At 28.5% G+C, this 20328-nt stretch carries 21 protein-coding genes; 15 read left to right on the top strand and 6 right to left on the bottom strand.

Annotated elements, in window-relative coordinates:
* Nucleotides 1–89: 89 nt before the first annotated feature.
* Nucleotides 90–449, top strand: a complete 360-nt coding sequence (locus AC5YF9_RS05105) for an NADH-ubiquinone oxidoreductase subunit NDUFA12 family protein (protein ID WP_415303615.1) — start codon at nt 90–92, stop codon at nt 447–449.
* Entirely contained in the window at nt 409–813 is a 405-nt protein-coding gene (locus AC5YF9_RS05100; RefSeq protein WP_496169847.1) for a DUF2155 domain-containing protein, read from the top strand. The genes AC5YF9_RS05105 and AC5YF9_RS05100 overlap by 41 nt, the downstream gene beginning before the upstream one ends.
* On the opposite strand, the gene accC is transcribed toward AC5YF9_RS05100, so the two are convergent.
* From accC to aroQ, 3 genes are read right to left on the bottom strand one after another with little or no spacing between them, the layout of a single operon-like run.
* Complete coding sequence (accC, locus tag AC5YF9_RS05095) at nt 810–2147, bottom strand: acetyl-CoA carboxylase biotin carboxylase subunit (RefSeq protein ID WP_415303614.1); 1338 nt, start codon at nt 2145–2147, stop codon at nt 810–812. The two genes, AC5YF9_RS05100 and accC, sit on opposite strands and share 4 nt — an antisense overlap.
* Entirely contained in the window at nt 2147–2572 is a 426-nt protein-coding gene (locus tag AC5YF9_RS05090; RefSeq protein WP_415303613.1) for an acetyl-CoA carboxylase biotin carboxyl carrier protein, read from the bottom strand. Before AC5YF9_RS05090 ends, accC begins: the two co-directional genes overlap by 1 nt.
* The gene (gene aroQ, locus AC5YF9_RS05085; protein WP_415303612.1) at nt 2569–3009 is read right to left on the bottom strand and encodes a type II 3-dehydroquinate dehydratase; all 441 of its coding nucleotides are present in this window, start codon (nt 3007–3009) and stop codon (nt 2569–2571) included. The genes AC5YF9_RS05090 and aroQ overlap by 4 nt, the downstream gene beginning before the upstream one ends.
* 16 nt (nt 3010–3025) lie before the next feature.
* Between aroQ and thiS the strand changes: the two genes are divergently transcribed.
* Nucleotides 3026–3244, top strand: a complete 219-nt coding sequence (gene thiS, locus AC5YF9_RS05080) for a sulfur carrier protein ThiS (RefSeq protein ID WP_415303611.1) — start codon at nt 3026–3028, stop codon at nt 3242–3244.
* A 2-nt stretch (nt 3245–3246) separates the two neighbouring features.
* The gene (locus tag AC5YF9_RS05075; protein ID WP_415303610.1) at nt 3247–4020 is read left to right on the top strand and encodes a thiazole synthase; all 774 of its coding nucleotides are present in this window, start codon (nt 3247–3249) and stop codon (nt 4018–4020) included.
* On the opposite strand, the gene AC5YF9_RS05070 is transcribed toward AC5YF9_RS05075, so the two are convergent.
* Entirely contained in the window at nt 4017–5861 is a 1845-nt protein-coding gene (locus AC5YF9_RS05070) for an Rne/Rng family ribonuclease (protein WP_415303609.1), read from the bottom strand. The two genes, AC5YF9_RS05075 and AC5YF9_RS05070, sit on opposite strands and share 4 nt — an antisense overlap.
* 100 nt (nt 5862–5961) lie before the next feature.
* Between AC5YF9_RS05070 and AC5YF9_RS05065 the strand changes: the two genes are divergently transcribed.
* From AC5YF9_RS05065 to AC5YF9_RS05050, 4 genes are read left to right on the top strand one after another with little or no spacing between them, the layout of a single operon-like run.
* Complete coding sequence (locus tag AC5YF9_RS05065; protein WP_415303608.1) at nt 5962–8295, top strand: penicillin-binding protein 1A; 2334 nt, start codon at nt 5962–5964, stop codon at nt 8293–8295.
* 45 nt (nt 8296–8340) lie between these two features.
* Nucleotides 8341–9390 (top strand): peptide chain release factor 2, encoded by a 1050-nt coding sequence (gene prfB, locus AC5YF9_RS05060; RefSeq protein WP_415304918.1) that lies wholly within the window; start codon nt 8341–8343, stop codon nt 9388–9390.
* Nucleotides 9391–9392: 2 nt separating this feature from the next.
* Complete coding sequence (locus AC5YF9_RS05055) at nt 9393–10106, top strand: hypothetical protein (RefSeq protein ID WP_415303607.1); 714 nt, start codon at nt 9393–9395, stop codon at nt 10104–10106.
* A gap of 29 nt (nt 10107–10135) precedes the next feature.
* Nucleotides 10136–11584 carry an AsmA-like C-terminal region-containing protein gene (locus AC5YF9_RS05050; RefSeq protein WP_415303606.1) on the top strand — a complete coding sequence of 483 codons (1449 nt, stop codon included), beginning with the start codon at nt 10136–10138 and terminating at the stop codon, nt 11582–11584.
* Here AC5YF9_RS05050 and tyrS read toward each other — a convergent pair.
* Nucleotides 11581–12810, bottom strand: a complete 1230-nt coding sequence (gene tyrS / locus AC5YF9_RS05045) for a tyrosine--tRNA ligase (RefSeq protein ID WP_415303605.1) — start codon at nt 12808–12810, stop codon at nt 11581–11583. The genes AC5YF9_RS05050 and tyrS overlap by 4 nt on opposite strands.
* A gap of 46 nt (nt 12811–12856) precedes the next feature.
* Here tyrS and AC5YF9_RS05040 point away from each other — a divergent pair, with 46 nt between their 5' ends.
* Nucleotides 12857–13984: an anhydro-N-acetylmuramic acid kinase gene (locus AC5YF9_RS05040; protein ID WP_415303604.1), complete on the top strand. Its 1128-nt coding sequence runs from the start codon at nt 12857–12859 to the stop codon at nt 13982–13984.
* Here the strand turns inward: AC5YF9_RS05040 and AC5YF9_RS05035 are convergent.
* Nucleotides 13981–14625: an alpha/beta hydrolase gene (locus AC5YF9_RS05035; RefSeq protein WP_415304916.1), complete on the bottom strand. Its 645-nt coding sequence runs from the start codon at nt 14623–14625 to the stop codon at nt 13981–13983. The two genes, AC5YF9_RS05040 and AC5YF9_RS05035, sit on opposite strands and share 4 nt — an antisense overlap.
* Before the next feature lie 169 nt (nt 14626–14794).
* Here AC5YF9_RS05035 and AC5YF9_RS05030 point away from each other — a divergent pair, with 169 nt between their 5' ends.
* From AC5YF9_RS05030 to sufU, 6 genes are read left to right on the top strand one after another with little or no spacing between them, the layout of a single operon-like run.
* Nucleotides 14795–15220, top strand: coding sequence for an RrF2 family transcriptional regulator (locus AC5YF9_RS05030; protein ID WP_415303603.1), 426 nt, complete (start codon nt 14795–14797; stop codon nt 15218–15220).
* A gap of 1 nt (nt 15221) precedes the next feature.
* Complete coding sequence (sufB, locus tag AC5YF9_RS05025; protein ID WP_415303602.1) at nt 15222–16664, top strand: Fe-S cluster assembly protein SufB; 1443 nt, start codon at nt 15222–15224, stop codon at nt 16662–16664.
* A complete protein-coding gene (gene sufC / locus AC5YF9_RS05020; protein ID WP_271492524.1) occupies nt 16664–17398 on the top strand; it encodes a Fe-S cluster assembly ATPase SufC in 735 nt (244 codons plus the stop codon). The genes sufB and sufC overlap by 1 nt, the downstream gene beginning before the upstream one ends.
* Nucleotides 17399–18643, top strand: coding sequence for a Fe-S cluster assembly protein SufD (gene sufD, locus AC5YF9_RS05015; protein WP_496169958.1), 1245 nt, complete (start codon nt 17399–17401; stop codon nt 18641–18643).
* Nucleotides 18640–19857, top strand: coding sequence for an aminotransferase class V-fold PLP-dependent enzyme (locus AC5YF9_RS05010; RefSeq protein ID WP_415303600.1), 1218 nt, complete (start codon nt 18640–18642; stop codon nt 19855–19857). The genes sufD and AC5YF9_RS05010 overlap by 4 nt, the downstream gene beginning before the upstream one ends.
* Nucleotides 19857–20321, top strand: coding sequence for a Fe-S cluster assembly sulfur transfer protein SufU (sufU, locus tag AC5YF9_RS05005; RefSeq protein WP_415303599.1), 465 nt, complete (start codon nt 19857–19859; stop codon nt 20319–20321). The genes AC5YF9_RS05010 and sufU overlap by 1 nt, the downstream gene beginning before the upstream one ends.
* Nucleotides 20322–20328: the final 7 nt, after the last annotated feature.

Below are 20328 nucleotides of genomic sequence, written 5' to 3'. Positions count from 1 at the left end.
GAATCGTAAGATAATTAATTTATATACAAATCCTTACTTTAGTCTAATTTAAATAATACAATTAAGGATTGAAGAACGAGTAAAATTATATGTTGACACTTTTAAAAAAAATTTTCATTTGGTGGAATCAAGAAACGCTAGGAACAAAATTAAAGACCATTTTTTATGGTAAGCTTGCTGGATGTGATTCAACTGGTAATAAATACTATGAAAGTAAAACTGGTAAAAGATGGATAATTTATAGTGGTGAGATTGACGCTTCAAAAATACCTGGTGAATGGTATTCATGGATGCACTTTACTAATAATAGAATTCAAAATAATCATGATTTAGAAAAATATAGTTGGCAAAAACCTCATCAATCCAATCAAACAGGTACAGATCATGCCTATCATCCAAATAAAAATAATGAACAAATTAAAAAAAAATATACAAGTTGGAAAGGTTAATTTTATATTAATCATTTTCCTTTTTTTTTTAGTAAATATCCCATCAGTAAATGCTCTAGAAAGTTCAAATGGAAAATTTATTGAGATAAAAATTTTAGATAAAGTTAGCTCTAAAACTAACCTTATAAAATTAACGATAGGTGAGGAAAAAAAATTCCAGAATCTTTTAATTAAAAGTTTAAAATGCAAAAATTCAGAATTTGATGACAACCCAGAAATAACAGCTTACATTCAAGTACAAGATCTAGTAATCAAAGATAATAATGAAGTTTTCATATTTAATGGATGGACTTTTTCATCAAGTCCAGCAATAAATCCATTTGATCACCCTGTGTATGATATTTGGCTTACTAAATGTTATTAAATAACTTTTTCATTATCTAACCAGCCTACATTAAAATCTGAATCAATAAACTTTTTATGATTAAGCAAGATTTTATGAAGAGGTATTGTTGTAGTGATTCCATCAATCACAAACTCATCTAAAGAACGATTCATTCTTTGAATGGCCTCAGTTCTATTTCTTCCTTGCACAATTACTTTACAGATTAAGCTATCGTAATATGGGGTAACCTTATAGCCTTGAAAAATTGCACCATCTACTCTTGTTCTAAAACCTGATGGTTGATGACACATACCTATGGTACCAGGAGAAGGTTGGAAATTTTTACTTGCATCTTCTGCATTAATTCTACATTCAATAGCATGTCCTCTTGGATTAATATCACTTTGTTTAAGAGCTGTTTCACCCGTATAAGCTATCCATATTTGTTCTTTAATTATATCAATTCCAGTTACCATTTCTGTAACAGGGTGCTCTACTTGAACACGTGTATTCATTTCTAAAAAATAAAACTTTCCATCTTCATAAATAAATTCGACTGTTCCAGCGCCTACATAACCAATTTTGCTAACCATATTTACAGTTCTTTCAAAAAGATCTTTTCTAATTTGATCTGTTAAAACTGGGCTAGGGGTTTCCTCTATTAATTTTTGGTGTCTTCTTTGTACAGAGCAGTCTCTTTCATGCAAATGAACAGTTCTATTTTTCCCAGATAATACCTGAACCTCTATATGTCTTGGATTTTGAAAAAATTTTTCTATGTAAACCTCATCATTACCAAAATATTTTTGAGCTTCAGATTTAGCTGTTGAAAATAATGTTTCAAATTCTTCTTCTTTGTGGACAATTTTCATGCCTTTACCACCACCACCACCAGATGCCTTAATTAAAACTGGAAATCCTATTTTTTTACAAAGTTCTTTGGCTGCTTTTATATCTGTAACACCACCTTCAGAACCTTCAATAACAGGTAGACCATGTTCTTTAGCAATTTTCTTTGCTTGAATTTTATCTCCCATCATTTCTATAAGTTTTGAAGATGCTCCTATAAATTTAATATTATTTTCTTCTAAAACTCTAGCGAAGTTTGCATTTTCAGATAAAAAACCATAACCAGGGTGAACAGCTTCTGCTTTTGTAAGTTCAATTGCAGACATTAATGCAGGCACGTTTAAATAACTATTTGCTGGTTGATGAGACCCAATACAAACACTTTCATCAGCAAGTCTAACATGCATGCTATCTCGGTCTACATCTGAGTGAACAGCAACAGTTGCAATTCCCCATTCTTTGCATGCTCTTATAACTCTGACTGCAATTTCCCCACGGTTTGCAATTAGAATTTTTTTAAACATTATTCAACAATGATGATAGTTTGGCCATACTCAACAGGTTGGCCATCTTCTACACAAATTTCTTTTATAATTCCATCTGCCGTAGAAGGGACGTGGTTCATAGTCTTCATAGCTTCGACTATCATAATTGTTTCACCTTTTTTAATTCTTTTACCAATCTCAGAAAACTTTTTAGCCCCAGGTTCTGGTGAGTGGTAAGCGGTACCTATAATTGGAGATTTAACCTCAGTTCCAGATACATCCTTAGGTTTTTTCTCAGCAGTCGTTGAAGTCGATGCTACAGTACTTACCACTTGATTTGAGTTAGTTGGATTTGATTTCGATACTTTGATTTTTGTATCTTTATCCGTGTATTCAATTTCAGTTAAATTAAATTCATTTAAGTAGTCTGTTAATTCTTTAATAATATTTTTATCTATTTTCATTTTTGTAATATGTTTTGCATTGCAATTATGGCCAAAATATAACCATTGTCACTTAAACCAAAAATTCCACCAGTAGCAATATCACTGATTAAAGATTTATGTCTAAATTTTTCTCTTTTGTATATATTTGATATGTGAAGTTCAATAATTGGCTTTTTATAAATATCTAAAGCATCCCTAATAGCAACAGATGTATGAGTAAAGCCAGCAGCATTAATAATTATGCCATCAAATTTACTTTTAGCTTCTTGTATAGTCGTGACTATTTCGCCTTCAATATTAGATTGAGAAAACTGTAAACGAATATCTAATTCTTTAGCTTTGTTTAAACAATTTTCTTTTAATTTATCAAAAGTTATTGACCCATATTGTGATTGTTCTCTTTCACCTAATAGATTAAGATTAGGGCCATTAATAATTATAATATTATTACTCATCCGATACTTATACATTATGAAAAAAATAAAAAAAATAAAAATTAAGATAAATGGTAAAATTTCAATGGTAAATGAAAATTTAAGCCTCTCAATTTTTCTAGAAGAGCTAAAAATTCCTCTTAAAAAAGTAGCAATTGAATTGAATCAAGAAATAATAGATAAAAATAAAACAAATAAAATCAAATTAAAAAAAAATGACAAAATAGAAATAGTTCATTTTATTGGAGGTGGGTAGAAATGAATAAAGATAAATTAATAGTCGCTAAGAAAAAATTTAATTCAAGACTGATAGTTGGTACTGGCAAATATAAGAGCATGTCAGAATGTGCAAAAGCTATAAAATTATCTGGTGCAGAAATTGTAACAGTTGCCGTAAGAAGAGTTAACATCTCAGATAAAAAAAAACCATTATTAATGGATTATATAGATCCAAAAAAAATTACCTACCTTCCCAATACAGCGGGATGTTTTAACTCTGAAGAAGCTCTTAGAACATTGAGGTTAGCTAGAGAGATTGGTGGGTGGAAATTGGTAAAGCTTGAAGTTTTAGGTGACAAGAAAAATCTATTCCCTGATATGATTGAAACTTTAAAATCTACTGAAGTTTTAACAAAAGAAGGATTTAAAGTGATGGTATATTGTAATGACGATCCATTGATGGCTAAGAGATTGGAAAATGTTGGAGCTTGTGCAATTATGCCTTTAGCAGCACCTATAGGATCTGGACTTGGAATTCAAAATACAACAAATATTAAGATTATAAGAAGTCAGACAAAACTCCCTGTAATAATTGATGCTGGTTTAGGTCAAGCATCAGATGCAGCTATTGCTATGGAATTAGGTTGTGATGGAGTTTTGGCCAATACAGCAATTGCTAAAGCTAAAAAACCATTTCAAATGGCTTTAGCCTTTAAAAATGCAGTCATTGCTGGAAGACAGTCTTATTTAGCAGGACGAATAGAAAAATCTATATACGGAAGTGCATCCTCACCAACAACAGGAATTATTTAAGCTGCAGGTTTTTTAAAAAACTTTTTTTTATAAGGTTTTTTTTTATAAGGTTTTTTTTTATTGGAATTTTCAAAAGATTTAAATTCTTTTTTTTGCTCTTCTAAATTTTTCAGTTTTTCTAGATGCTCAACAGTTTCTATTGTTTTTTTAGTTTTATTCTGAAGATCAATTATATATTCAGGAATAATAAGAGAGTTATCTGCAATAATATCTATTTTAATTAAGTTCTTCTCTTCAAAATACTTCAAATCTTCAATGAAGTTTTCTTTCATGAAGTCAGATATTTTTTCACAGATCTTTAGCTCTACAAATTTTGCTTTTGTTAAAACAGCTTTAACCTCCACTAGTTTAAGAATTTTCATAGCAAAAGACTCATCTGTAAGAGTAACTTTCCATTTTACAGCACTTTCACGTAGTCTTTGTCTGGACATCTCCAACAATCCAAAATTACTAATTCTTCCTATTTGAATTCTTGCTCTATCAGTTCTACATTTTTCTTTAAGTTTTCTTTCAACCAACCTTCTATTTCCAAAGCTCAGCATGTCAATGAAGTCGATAATTATTAAACCAGATAAATCTCTTATTTTAATCTGTCTTGATATTTCTTCTGCTGCTTCAAGATTGGTATCTAAAGCAGTACTCTCAACATTTTTTTGTTTTATTGAGCTTCCTGAATTTATGTCAATTGAAACTAATGCTTCCGTTGGATTAATTACCAAATATCCACCAGATTTTAATTTAATTTCAGAGTCATAAATTTGGTTTAATTTCTCTTCTATATTTTCCTTAAAAAATAAAGGAACTTTTTCTCTATATTTTTTAATTTTTTTAACATGAGATGGCATCATTAACTTCATGAAGCCTTGTGCTTTTTTATAGCCATCGTTACCTTCAATGATTATGCTATTTGTATCCTCGTCATACATATCTCTTAAAGTTCTTTTTATAATGTCACTTTCTTGGTGAATTAAAGATGGTGCTATAGAATTTAAAGCAGTTTCTTTAATTCCATTCCAAGTTTTTATTAATGTTTGAAGGTCGTGATCTATATCGTTTTTTGTTTTATTGGATCCTGCAGTTCTAACAATGAGACCCATTTCTTTTGGTATATTTATATCGTTTAAAATTGTTCTAATTTTTTTTCTCTCACCAGGATTAAAAATTTTTCTTGATATACCACCACCTTTTGGAGTATTGGGCATTAAAACAATATATTTACCAGCAATAGAAATAAAAGTACTTAAGGCAGCTCCTTTTTGTCCTCTTTCATCTTTTAATACCTGTATTAAGATCACTTGATTGGGTTTTATAACTTCTTGTATTTTATATCGTTTAGACCTGAATCTCAGCGCTGGTTTTTTTATTTGAGGAACTTGTATTTCTTGATCAGTGCTTTCAATTAATGCAGATTCGCCTGATGCTATTAATTCTTCAGATGAGTTTGATTCAACTTCTGATTCAGGTGTAATTTCGACTGGATCATTAATCTCTAAGTTACCTTCATTAATATTTTTTTGCTCTTCTTTTTCACTTTCTTTTAAAAGTTCTTCTCTTTCTTTTTCTTCTTCTTCTTTTATTTTAGCTAAATCACTTTGGGGGATTTGATAGTAGTCTGACTGAATATCATTGAAAGATAAAAAACCATGCCTGTCTCTTCCAAAATCAATAAAAGCAGCTTGCAAAGATGGCTCTACACGACTAACTTTACCAAGGTAAATATTGTTCTTAATTAGGTTGTTTTTTAAACCTTCGTACTCGTAGTCTTCGATATTATCGTCTGATTTAAGCACGACTCTAGTTTCATTTGGATGCGAAGCATCAATGTATAAATTTTTTTCCATATATTTTTGATTGGTTGTTCCATTTTATTTAAATAATTTTAAATTTTGTTTGAATTCTGATGCCTTAACTTTAACAAATTCACATGTATATTAAACTAAAATGCACCGAATTATTAAAAATATATTTATACTAATTCTTAGCTTTGGTCTATTAACTGCATTTTCTGTATTAGGTGTTTTATGGGCTTTTTCTAATAATTTACCAGATTATAAATTTCTTAAGAGTTATAAGCCACCAGTTTCAAGTAAAGTTTACTCAGGTGATGGGGAATTAGTAAATAATTTTTCTACTGAAAAAAGAATATTTGTCCCTTACGATGCAATTTCAGAAAAAGTAATCAACTCTTTTTTATCTGCCGAAGATAAAAATTTTTATTCACATCCTGGTGTAGATGCAAAAGGAGTTTTGAGAGCTATAATAAATAATATTTCCAATATTATATCATCAAGAAGACTGGAAGGAGCCTCAACGATAACACAGCAAGTAGCAAAAAATTTCTTACTAACTAATGAGGTGAGCTTGAATAGAAAGATAAAAGAAGCAATCTTAGCATTTAGAATAGAAAGAGTTCTTTCAAAAGAAAGGATACTAGAACTGTATTTAAACCAAATTTATCTTGGTGGAGGAGCCTATGGAGTGGCGTCTGCAAGTCTAGAATATTTTGATAAGTCAATTAGTGAATTGAATTATTATGAAGCTGCTTTATTGGCAGCATTACCAAAGGCCCCAAGTAGATACAATCCTTATAAAGATATGGTGTTGGCTAAGTTTAGGAGAGACCTGGTTTTACAAAATTTATATGAAAATAAATATATAAAAAAAATGGAGTATGAAGAGTTTATTAATAAAAAAATTATATTAAAAAAAAGAAAAAAAACTTTTACGGAAGACACAAGTTATTATGTTGAAGATATTAGAAAAGATGTTGTTGATCAGCTTGGTTTTGATAAAGTTTATAAAGAAGGGTTAAATATAAGCACTCCAATAAATCTAAACTTACAAAAAATTGCCATAGAATCTTTAAGAGAAGGTTTGATGAGTTACGATAAGAGAAAAGGATGGCGTGGACCATTATTAAGAAAAAAAAAATTAAATAATTGGAAAAACAAACTAGATAAATTTAGATTAGAAAAATCAATTAATTGGAATTTAGCAATAGTAAGAAAAATTAATAAATTTTCTTTAGAAATTGAAACTGAGAATGAATTGAATGGTGTTATTGAATATGAAAATATTTCTTGGATAAAAAAAGAATTTAATGAGATATTAAAAATTGGAGACGTTATTTATGTAGAAAATATAAATGATAATATATTTTCATTAAGGCAATTACCTTTAGCAAATGGTGGTATAGTTGTAATGGATCCTTTTACAGGTAGAGTTTTAGCATTAAGTGGTGGTTTTAGTTTTAAAAAAAGTGAGTTCAATAGAGCAACACAAGCACTAAGACAACCTGGTTCAGCATTTAAACCTTTTATTTATGCGTTAGCTCTTGAAAATGGTTACACTCCATCTACTTTGATATTAGATGCCCCACTAGTTCTGAAGCAAGGGTCTGATCTAAAGTTATGGAAACCAGAAAATTATGGAAAAAAATTTTATGGTCCCTCAACATTAAGAATGGGATTAGAAAAGTCTAGAAATTTAATGACTGTTAGAATTGCACAAGATCTTGGTTTGAAAAAAATAGTTAATTTTTCAAAACAACTAGGTATTTATGATAATCCAAGTGAATTGTTATCTATTTCCCTAGGGTCTGCTGAAACGACCTTATTAAAGCTCACATCTGCTTATTCCTCATTTGTTAATGGGGGAAAGCTTGTAAAACCAATAATGATTGATCGAATTCAAGACAGTGAAGGAAATACAATATTTAATAATGAAAAAAGAAAATGTCTAAATTGTGATCAAATATCTTTTTTAAGTAAAGATTATCCAGAAATAGAGGATGAATTTCTTCAAATTTTTTCTCCTCAAACAGCATACCAGGTGACCTCGATATTGGAAGGCACCATTCAGAATGGTACAGGAAAAAAATTAAAAGACCTTAATTTAGACTTAGCTGGAAAAACAGGTACTACTAACGGTAATGCTGATACTTGGTTTATAGGGTTTACATCAAAGCTTGCAATAGGCGTATATGTTGGGTCGGATAATCCAAAATCATTAGGAAGATATGAGACAGGTGCAAAAACTGCGTTGCCAATTTTTAAAAGCTTTATAAAAAATGCAGTTAATAAAGAAGATGCAAGACCATTTAAAGTTGCAGATGATATTTTGATGAGAGTTATTGATCCGATAACTGGTAAAAAAGCTTTGAGTGAGAGTAAATTTACTATAATCGAGGCTTATAAAAATAAAAAAATAGATAGCGCTTTAAATAAAGATATTAATAATAGATTAAAAAATAATAATATATTAAAGTTCTATTAATGGAAAATGAATATTTAAATCACAGATCTGAAATAAAAAAGATTAATCAAAGAGTTAAGGAGTATCTTTGAAAAGAATAAAATTCATTCCAAATTAGAGAAAAATAATCAAAAAATACTAGAAGATAATTTCTGGCAAAATAAATTAAATTCACAAAAAATAATTAAAGAAAAAAAACTATATGAGGAGCTAATAAACTCACACGATAATTCTGTTAGGTCTTTAACTGATTTACATGAATTAAATGAATTAGCTTTAGAAGAAAAAAATCAGTCAATAATTACTGAAGTTTTAGAAAATATCAAAGAATTAAAAAAGTTAGCAAAAAAAAATGAAACAAAATGTTTTCTATCAAACGAAACCGACATTTTTGATAGTTACATAGAAATTCACGCAGGTGCAGGAGGAACTGAAAGTCAAGACTGGGCTGAAATGCTAAGAAGAATGTATTTAAAATGGTCTGTTATTAAAGGTTTTAAATCACAGCTAATAAGTGAGCATAAGGGTGATGAGGCTGGTATAAAATCATCAACAATAAAAATTGAGGGAGATTATGTTTTTGGATGGTTAAAATCTGAATCTGGCATACATAGATTGGTTAGGATTTCCCCATTTGATTCAGGTGCGAGACGACATACAAGTTTTGCCAGTGTATGGATTTATCCTGTTGTTGATGAAAATATTGATATTGAAATTATAGAAAAAGATTTAAGAATTGATACGTACAGATCTAGTGGAGCGGGTGGTCAACATGTAAACACAACAGATAGTGCCGTTAGAATTACACACTTACCATCTAAAATAGTTGTTCAATGTCAAAACGAAAGGTCGCAACATAAAAATAAAGATACTTGTATGAATATGCTTAGAGCACGTCTTTATGATTTTGAAATGAAAAAAAGAGAAAAAGAAAGTCAAACAGTTGAATCATCTAAATCAGAAATAGGTTGGGGGCATCAAATTAGATCATACGTACTACATCCTTATAGAATGGTTAAAGATAATCGAACTAGCTTTGAGAGTTCAAATCCTGATAAGATATTAAATGGCGAAATAGACGACTTTTTAGAAAGTTCACTGTATAAAGTCAAATAATTATGAAAATAATTAAAATTTTATTAATAACATTTTTAGTTTTAATTTTAGCAATTTTTTATTTAAGCATTTTTGGAATAAAAACTGATAAATTCAACAATCTAATTAACAATAATATTTTAAAAATTAATAAAAAAATTAACTTAAGTTTAAGTGATGTAAGCTATTTATTAAATCCATATAATTTTACTGTAAATATAAAGACTAAAAATCCCAAGATATTATTAGGAGGTAGGAGTTTAGAGATAAAAAATATTAAGACGAATGTAGCATTAAAATCTTTAATTAATAATCAATTTTCAATTGATGACCTACAAATTACAACAAAAGAGATTAAACTTAATGATATAATTGCATTAGCAAGGTTATTTCAAAATTCTCCACAACTTTTTGTTTTAGACACAGTTATAAAAGATGGAATTGTAACCGCAAACATTAATTTAAAATTTGATAAAAATGGAAAGATAAAAGAAAATTATAAAGTTGAAGGTTCTATTAAAAAAGTGAAATTAAATATTCTAAATAAAATTAAATTACAAAATTTCAATTTTAACTTTAATATCGATAAAAGCGTCTATTCATTGAAACAAATAAATGTGGAGCTTAATAATATAAAGATAAACTCACCATTAATTAAAATTAAAAAAAAAAAAATTTATTTTTTGTTAATGGAAAATTTCTACATGATAGAAAAAACTTTGAGATTGAAGAGTTAAAGCAAATTTTTAACAATTTACCTAACGATATGGATATAAAAAAAATTGAATTTAGCTCAAAGAATAACTTTTCTTTTAATGTTGGTAAAAATTTAAAAATTGATAACTTTAAAGTTGAATCAATTATTGATTTAAATCAACTAATTTTTAACCAAAAAAATTTAAAATTAAAGCCATATTTACCAAACTATATTGGAGAAATAAAATTAAAAGAACATAAGGTTATTATTAATTATAAAAACAATAAACTTGATATAAGTGGAAAAGGAAATATCATATTACAAGATAAATTGGATAACTTATCCTACCAAATAATTAAAAATAACAGCAACTTTTCATTTAATTCATTAATAAATCTTAAGAATAATTCACTATTAATCGAGCCCTTGGATTATGAAAAGAAAGAAGGTTTAAGTTCTTTAATTTCAATAAAAGGAAATTTTAAAAAGGATAATAAGCTAAGACTTGATTTAATTAGTTTAAAACAGAAAGATAATTCAATTTCAGTTGAAGGTTTAAATTTTAATAAAGATTTTAAAATTATAGGTATAGAAGCTTTTAATATTAATTATAAAAATAATAAAAAAATTTTGAATAATCTTAACTTAAAAAAAGATAATTCAAATTTTATTATAGAAGGTGAGAGTTTTGATGCTTCTAGAATAATTAATAATATTATGGATAGTGATGAAGAAAGCTCACATATTTTTGAGAATCTAAACTCGAAAATTAATATTAGAATAAAAAAAACTTATATTGATGAGATTAATTATATGAATGATCTTTATGGGGATATAAGTTTTAATAATAATAAAATAAATGATTTAACAATAGAATCTACTTTTCCAAATCAGAAGAAAATTAATCTATCTATTAAAATTAATAATAACTCAGAAACTATAACAAAATTATTTTCCGCTTACCCGAAGCCTCTAATTAAAAGATATGATTTTATTAAAGGATTTGAAGAAGGATACTTGGATTTTTACTCCTCTAAGAAAGGTAGTGTCTCTAATTCAGTGCTAATTATTGATAACTTTAAAGTTAAAGAAGTACCTGTCTTTGCTAAACTTTTAAGCTTGGCTTCATTACAGGGAATAGCTGACCTTTTAACAGGTGAGGGTATAAGGTTTACTGATTTTGAAATGAATTTTTCAAATCAAAAGGGTCTTACAACAATTGAAGAAATGTATGCGATTGGCCCTGCTGTTTCTATATTAATGAATGGGTATATTGAAACTAGGAAGTTAGTAAGTTTGAGAGGAACGTTAGTACCAGCCACAACAATAAACAAGTCTATAGCCTCAATACCCTTATTGGGTAAAATTTTAATTGGAGACAAGGCAGGGGAAGGTGTTTTTGGGGTTAGTTTTAAGATTAAAGGACCACCAAAAAATTTAAAAACTACAGTGAACCCTATTAAATCTTTAACACCAAGATTTATAACTAGAACTTTAGAAAAAATTAAAAAGAATTAGCTTAATTCAACCTTAATATGTCTTTTTTTACCTAAAGAGAGTTTGATTAAATTATCTTTAAACAAATCGTTGGTAATAATTAATTTTTCATCAGTGATGATTTGATTGTTTATTCTAATTCCATTTCCCTTAATCAGTCTTCTGATCTCACTCTTTGAACTCTCTAATTTAGACAAGATTATTAAGTCTATAACACTCATTTTTTCTTTAATTTTTTTTTCATCTATTAAAATAGATGGTAAGTTTTCTCCCATCGAATTATCAGCAAAAGTTTGTTTTGCTGTTTTTTCACTGTTTTTAGCTGCATGTTCACCATGCAACATTTCTGTTGCTTTATTGGCTAGTAAAATTTTTAGTTCATTAATATTATTATTTTTAATTCTTTCAATTTCATCAATATTTATATCTGTAAATATTTTAATGAATTTTAAAACATCTCTATCATCTATGTTTCTCCAAAATTGCCAATAATCATAAGGTGAAAGAAATTTTTTATCTAACCATACAGCGCCGGACTCTGTTTTGCCCATCTTAGCACCTGATGCCAATGTTATTAAGGGCGTGGTTAAACCATAGACGTGATTATTGGAATGTCTTTTTATTAAATCTACACCATTTATAATGTTACCCCACTGATCAGAGCCACCAATTTGAAGCATGCAATTTTTTGTTTTATTTAGTTCTAAAAAATCATAGGCCTGTAATATCATATAATTAAATTCCATATAGCTTAATGACTGTTCTCGTTCTAATCTTATCTTTACACTGTCAAAACTCAGCATTTTATTAATTGTAAAATGCTTTCCTATGTCTCTTAAAAAAGAAATGTAATTTAAATTTTTAAGCCAAGTATAATTATTTACAAAAATAGGTTTAGTTTTTGTATCTTTATCGTCCAAAAAATTTTTTAAAATCTTTTCTATGTTGTTGATATTTTTTTCAATTTCTTCTTCTGATAAAATTACTCTCGTCTTATCTTTACCAGAAGGATCACCAATTCTTGTTGTTCCACCTCCTAATAACACAATTGGACGATGTCCATATTTTTGTAATAATCGCAGACACATGATTTGCAGTAAACTACCAACATGAAGGCTTTCAGCCGTACAATCAAACCCTATATAGGCATTAATTTTTTTTTTATCTAATAACTTAGACAAATCCTCTTCCCCAGTACATTGGTAGAAGAAACCTCTTTCTTTAAATTCTGTTAAAAATTTATTCATAAATATGTTAACTACAATATACAATATTTATTAAAAAAAAATAAGAATGGAAAAAATTTATACATCACTAGGATTAATGAGTGGAACTTCAATGGATGGAATTGATGCTTCAATCATTAAATCAAATGGTGAAGATAAATATGAAGCAGTTTTTGATCAATATTTTAAATTTGATGAAGAATTGTATAGAGATTTGGTTTATATAAGGAATAAAATCAACTCTTCTAGAGATCTGGAGATTAACTCAGTTTTACTGGAAAACCTTGAGAGAAAAATTACATTATTTCACGCATCTATATGTAAAAAAATCATTAATGATTATTCTTTCGATATCGATTTAATAGGATTCCATGGACAGACTATATTTCATAACGCAAATGAAAAAATTTCGAGACAACTTGGTGATGCTTATTTATTATCAAACTTATTAAAGAAAAAAGTTATCTATAACTTCAGAGAAAATGATATGATTAATGGGGGGCAGGGGGCACCTTTAGCACCTATTTTTCACTTACTGTTAATTAACCAAAATCAAATTAATTTGCCCGCATGTATTTTAAATATTGGGGGTATAGCCAATATAACGATAATTTCTTCCAGGGATCTTAAGGATTTAAGAAGTTATGACATTGGACCAGGCAACTGTTTATTGGATGAGTGGGTAAGAAAAAATAGTGAAGAAAGATTTGATAAAAATGGTGAATTAGCTAAAGCTGGAAAAACAGATAAAATTATCTTAAATCAAGCAATTGATAACTTTAATAATATAAAAAAGAATAATAGTATTTCTTTTGATATTAAAGATTTTGACTTAAATTTTGTTCGCGGACTTTCTTTGGAAGACGGTGTTTCAACTTTAACTGATTTTACAGCCTTCTTAATTTATCAATCGATTGTTACATCAATTAATTTCGATAGAGATAAAAAATTAAATATACTTATTTGTGGGGGTGGTAGAAAAAATTCATCTTTAATTAATGGTGTTAAAGATAAACTTCCATCTAATGTGAGTCTTTGTTTAATAGATGATTATAAAATTGATGGTAATTTTGTAGAGTCACAAGCTTTTGCATATCTTGCGATTAGGTCTTTTTTAAAAAAAAAAATATCATTTCCCAAAACGACCAATGTAACAAAACCTTGTTCTGGTGGTGCTTTAATTAAAAACTATTAAAATAAAGCAGATTCTTTTTTTATATATTTATCCAAGCTTTTTATTAAAACATCTTCAGTTTTAGTAAAAAAATGATTAGCATCGTTTATTGCTTGAAAAGAAACATTAATACCTTTTTGAGCACTTAATCTTTTATTTAGATCAGTGATATACTCCAAAGGAACTAGTTCATCCTTTTTTCCATAAATCATCAAACCTGAAGTTGGACAAGGAGATAAAAATGAAAAATCATATACATTAGGTTGAGGAGATATAGCAATGAATCTGTTTATTTCAGGTCTTCTCATAAGTAGCTGCATAGCTATTAGAGATCCAAAAGAAAATCCCGAAACCCAACATTGTGAGTTATCAAAATTTTCTCTTTCTAACCAATCTAAAGCAGCAGCAGCATCTGCTAATTCACCTTGACCATTATCGAACTCTCCATCACTTTTTCCAACACCTCTAAAATTTACCCTACAAACAGAAAACTCATTTTCCATAAATGTATGAAATGTATCTACTACAACTTTATTATTCATTGTTCCTCCATATTGAGGATGAGGCTGTAACACTAACGCGATTGGTGATGTAATCTTATTACTCTTGTAATACTTGGCCTCCATTCTCCCCGCAGGTCCAGGTATAAAAACTTCTACAATTTTGTTATCCATAAGTGTTATTGATTATTATTCTCAAAAAAAATTACATCTATCATAAGTAAGCGACAATATGTTAACTTTTTTTATATGATATATACTTGACTAATTTAGTCAGGTTTGTATAAAAAGCCCATTATTAAAGGGTAAATAAATAATTAACATTAAAAGTATGAAGTTAACATCAAAAGGCAGATATGCAGTAATGGCTTTAGCTGATTTAGCTAATTTTAATAGCATAAATCCTGTATCTTTAAGGGATATATCCTTAAGGCAGGGCATATCTTTAGATTTTTTAGAACAAATATTTTCAAAGTTAAAAAAACATAATATAGTGAAAAGCACTAGAGGCGCCAATGGTGGGTATGTTTTAAACAAAGATCCTGTTCAAATTAAGCTAGCCAATATACTTAATGCTGTAGATGAAGAAGTTAAAACTGTTCAGTGTAAAAAAGAGTCAAAAAAAGGATGTAATAGTAAAACATCAAAATGCATTACTCATAATTTGTGGGATGAACTTGAAGTTCATATCAATAATTTTTTTGAACAAAAAAACTTAAAAGATCTTATTAACAATTCTTCAGAAAGTAGAAATTAAAATGGACGCAAGAGAAAAAGAAATAGAAAAATTAAAAGATTATAAATACGGTTTTTCAACAGATATTGAAAATACTCGAGCTCCGAAAGGTTTAAATGAAGAAGTAATTAAATTTATTTCAAATATTAAAAAAGAACCACAATGGATGCTTGATTGGAGACTAAAAGCATTTGAAAGGTTAAAACAATTAAAAGAACCAAACTGGCAAAAACCAAAATATCCTAAAATAGATTACCAAAATCTTTATTACTATTCTGCACCAAAAAGTATGGATGATAAACCAAAAAGTTTAGATGAGTTAGATCCAAAATTATTAGAGACTTACAATAAACTTGGAATTCCATTGCAAGAACAAGCAAGACTTAATGGAATTGCAGTTGATGCTGTATTTGATTCTGTTTCTGTTGCAACAACATTTAAGGGTGAGTTAAATAAAAAAGGAATTATTTTTTGTTCTATGTCAGAAGCGATACGAGAACACCCTGAGTTAGTAAAAAAGTATTTAGGTTCTGTAATTCCATTATCAGATCATTATTTTGCAACACTTAATTCAGCAGTCTTTACTGATGGGTCATTCGTTTATATTCCTGAAGGTGTAAGATGCCCGATGGAACTTTCTACTTATTTTAGAATTAATGCTACAGAAACAGGTCAATTTGAAAGAACTTTGATTATTGCTGATAAAGGAAGTTATGTAAGTTATTTAGAAGGGTGTACTGCACCAATGAGAGACGAAAATCAATTGCATGCTGCTAATGTAGAATTAATTGCACTAGATGATGCTGAAATTAAATATTCAACGGTTCAAAATTGGTACCCTGGAGATAAAGATGGTGTAGGAGGTATTTATAATTTTGTTACTAAAAGAGGATTATGTAAGGGCAAAAATTCAAAAATTTCATGGACACAAGTCGAGACAGGTTCAGCAATCACATGGAAGTATCCAAGTTGTATTTTAAAAGGAGATAATTCTGTTGGAGAATTTTATTCAATAGCTATCACCAATAATCATCAGAAAGCAGACACTGGTACAAAGATGATCCATCTTGGAAAAAATACAAAAAGCAAAATAATTTCTAAAGGTATATCGGCTGGTTTTGCTGATAATACATACAGAGGATTAGTGGATATCGCTAGAAATGCTGATAATGCGAGGAATTTTACTCAATGCGATTCTCTTTTGATGGGTAACAAGTGTGGAGCACATACAGTTCCATACATAAAGAATAAAAATTCTAGCTCAAATATTGAGCATGAAGCTACTACATCAAAAATTAGTGAAGAACAATTATTTTACTGTAATCAAAGAGGTTTAAATCAAGAAGAGGCTGTTAGTTTAATTGTTAATGGTTTTTGCAAAGAAGTGTTACAGCAGCTTCCAATGGAATTTGCTGTTGAAGCGCAAAAATTAGTTGGTATCAGTTTAGAAGGGAGTGTTGGTTAATGTTAACAATTAAAGATCTTAAAGCAAATATTGATAATAAAGAAATATTAAAAGGATTAAATTTAGAAATTAAGCCAGGGGAAGTGCATGCGATTATGGGACCGAATGGATCTGGTAAAAGCACTCTATCAAATGTTCTTTCAGGGAAAAAAGGTTACACAGTAACTGGCGAAGTAAAGTATTTTAATGAAAATCTTTTAGATTTAGAGATTGAAGAAAGAGCTCATAAAGGAATATTTTTAGCATTCCAATATCCACTGGAAATACCAGGAGTTAATACCAATATATTCTTAAAAACATCTCTAAATGCAATTAAAAAAGCTAAAGGTGAAAAAGAATTAGATGCCATTGAATTCTTAAAATTAGTTAAACAAAAAGCAGGCGAATTAAAATTTGATGAAAAAATATTAAGCAGACAATTAAATGTAGGTTTTTCTGGTGGAGAAAAGAAAAAAAATGAAATACTTCAAATGTCTATATTAAACCCTAAGCTGTCTATTCTAGACGAAACAGATTCCGGACTTGATATCGATGCTTTAAAAATAGTTTCAGAAGGTGTTAATGCATTAAGGAGTAAAGAAAGTTCTTTTTTAATCATTACTCATTATCAAAGATTATTAGAATATATAAAACCAGATTTTGTGCATGTATTAATTAATGGACAAATAGTTAAATCGGGTGGGTCAGAACTTGCATTAGAACTTGAAAACAAAGGATACGAAAGTTTAAGCTAGATTATGGAACAACTAAAAGTAGATTTTAATAAAGTCATAGGAAGTTTAAAACTTTCAGAGAAAAGTATAAATTCTAGAAAAGAAAACTTTAATCAATTTGTGGAGAATGGTTTTCCAAATAAAAGAGCGGAGGATTGGAAATTTTCAGATTTGAATCAGATAATTTCTTCTAATATTGAAAATTTACGCTTCCATACCGACTTTAAGATAAGTGAGATTGATGAAACTAGCTTTATTGATGAATTTGCACATAATAAGATAATTTTTCTTAATGGAGTAATTTCAAAAGTTGATTTTAGCAATGAAGATGACACTAAAGTTTTGATAACAAGAGATTTAAATCAAAATGAAAATTCTAAAGAAGTTAATTCATTGGTTTCATTGAACAATGCTCTCATTGCCAGCTATATCAGGGTAACGGTTAAAGAAAACTATTCAATGAATGAGCCATTAATTATATACAATATTACAACCAAAGAGCTTAAATCAACAGCGATCAATTTGAAAACAGACATTGTTCTTGAAAAAAATAGTAGTTTGAAACTTATAGATTTATTTGATGATAGTTCTGAAAATAATTTTATAAATATAGTTCAAAATTTTGATATTGCACAAGATGCTATTCTTAAAAATTATAAGATTGATCATAAAAAAAATTCTAATATTAAATACTCTTATAATAATATTAATTTAGAAAAAAATAGTATTTCAGAAAACTTTATTTTTTCGACTGGGTCTAAATTTATAAAAAATGAAATTAATTGTAATTTAAATGATGAGTACAGCTCAGCATTTATTAATGGAATAATAAATTTAACAAACTCACAACATCATGAAATCAAAACCAATATTAATCATCTAGCTGAAAATACAAAAAGCTATCAATTAATTAAAAGTGTTTTAAATGAAAATGCAAAAGGTATTTATCAAGGTAAAATTTATGTAGACTCAAAAGCCCAAAAAACAAATGGGTATCAACTTAGTAAGGCTTTATTATTAAATGAGAATACTGAATTTGATGGAAAACCAGAACTTGAGATCTATGCTGATGATGTAAAATGCTCTCATGGAGCAACATCTGGAAATTTAGATGAAGATGCAATATTTTACTTGATGTCTCGTGGTTTGAGTAATCAGCAATCAAAAGAATTATTAATCAATGGTTTTTTACTTGATGCAGTAGAAAAAATTACAGATATAGAAATTAAAGATCTAATTAAAAATATGATAGGAATTACAGAATGAGTATATCAGACATAAAAAAAGAGTTTCCAATATTTAGTAACAAGATTCATAATAACGATCTTGTTTATCTTGATAGTGCTAACTCATCTCAAAAACCACAATCAGTAATTGATAGAGTTAACGAATTTTATACTAATGAATTTTCAAATACAGGCAGAAGTGTTCATTACTTAGCTGTGGCAGCAACTAATCTTTATGAAAATACACGATCTTCCGTTCAAAAATATATTAATGCCAAAGATAAAAATGAAATTGTATTTACTAAAGGTGCCACAGAAGCAATTAACCTTGTGGCTAATACTTTTGGCCAACAATATTTAGAACATGGAGACGAAATTCTTATAACTGAACTCGAACATCACTCTAATTATGTGCCATGGCACTTTTTAAGACAATCAAAAGGAATTAAGATTGAATTTGCAGAAATTAATGATGATGGGGAAATTACTCTCGAAAGTATTGAAAAAAAAATAAATCCAAAAACAAAATTAATTGCTATTACTCATTTATCTAATGTGACTGGAGCTGTTTTGCCAGTTAAAGAAATAACAGAATTAGCTCACTCAAAAGGTATCGCAGTTTTAGTTGATGGTTGTCAGGGTGCGCCACATTTAAAGTTAGATATGCAAGATATTGACTGTGATTTTTACGCTATTTCATGTCATAAAATGTATGGACCAACTGGTCTTGGAGTGCTTTATGCTAAAAAAAAATGGTTAGAACAATTACCTCCTTATCAAGGTGGTGGTGGTATGATTAATGACGTTAAAAAAGACAGTATTACTTATGGTGATTTACCAAACAAGTATGAAGCAGGAACAATGGCAACAGCACAAGTTATTGCCTTTGATCAATCTATAAAGTTTCTAGAAAAAGTTGGAATAGAAAGCATGATCAAACATGAACAAGAATTAATTGAATATGGACAAGAAATCTTAAAAAGGAACAATTCTGTTAAGTTAATAGGTAATCCTAAAAATAGAGCTGCAGTTTTATCTTTTACAATTGAAGGCGTACATCCACACGATATAGCCACTATATTAGATGAAGATGGTGTTGCTATAAGAGCTGGACACCATTGCTGTCAAATCTTACATGATAAATTAGGAATTTCAGCAAGCGCACGTGCTTCTTTAGGTGTTTATAATACAAGAGAAGATCTAGACCAACTTAATAGCTCAATAAATAATTGTAAAAAAATTTTTAATTTATAATGAATATTAAAGAACTTTATCAAGAAATTATTTTAGAACATGGAAAAAATCCACACAATTTAAGAAAGACAGAAAATTTTAACAAAGATGCAAAAGGTAATAACCCTTTATGTGGTGATAATGTTCATATATTTCTAAAATTGGATGAAGACAAAAAAGTACAAGATGTTTCATTTGAAGGAAGTGGCTGTGCAATTTCAATGGCGTCAGCATCAATCATGACTGATTTAATGAAAGGAAAAGAAGAAGCTCAAGTCAAAGAAATTGTAATTGATTTTTTGGGTATGATTAAAGAAAACCCTGAATTAAAATCAAAAAATTTGCAGGAAGATGAAAAAACTAAGTTAATGTGCTTATCTGGAGTAAAACAATATCCAATGAGAGTAAAATGTGCGACATTATCATGGCACACTTTAATTTCTGCAATTGACAAAACTCAAGAAGAAATCAATACTGAAAACTAGATAATAT

This window comes from Candidatus Pelagibacter sp. uisw_098, from assembly GCF_059512505.1.
This window is presented reverse-complemented; position numbering and strand designations above follow the sequence as displayed.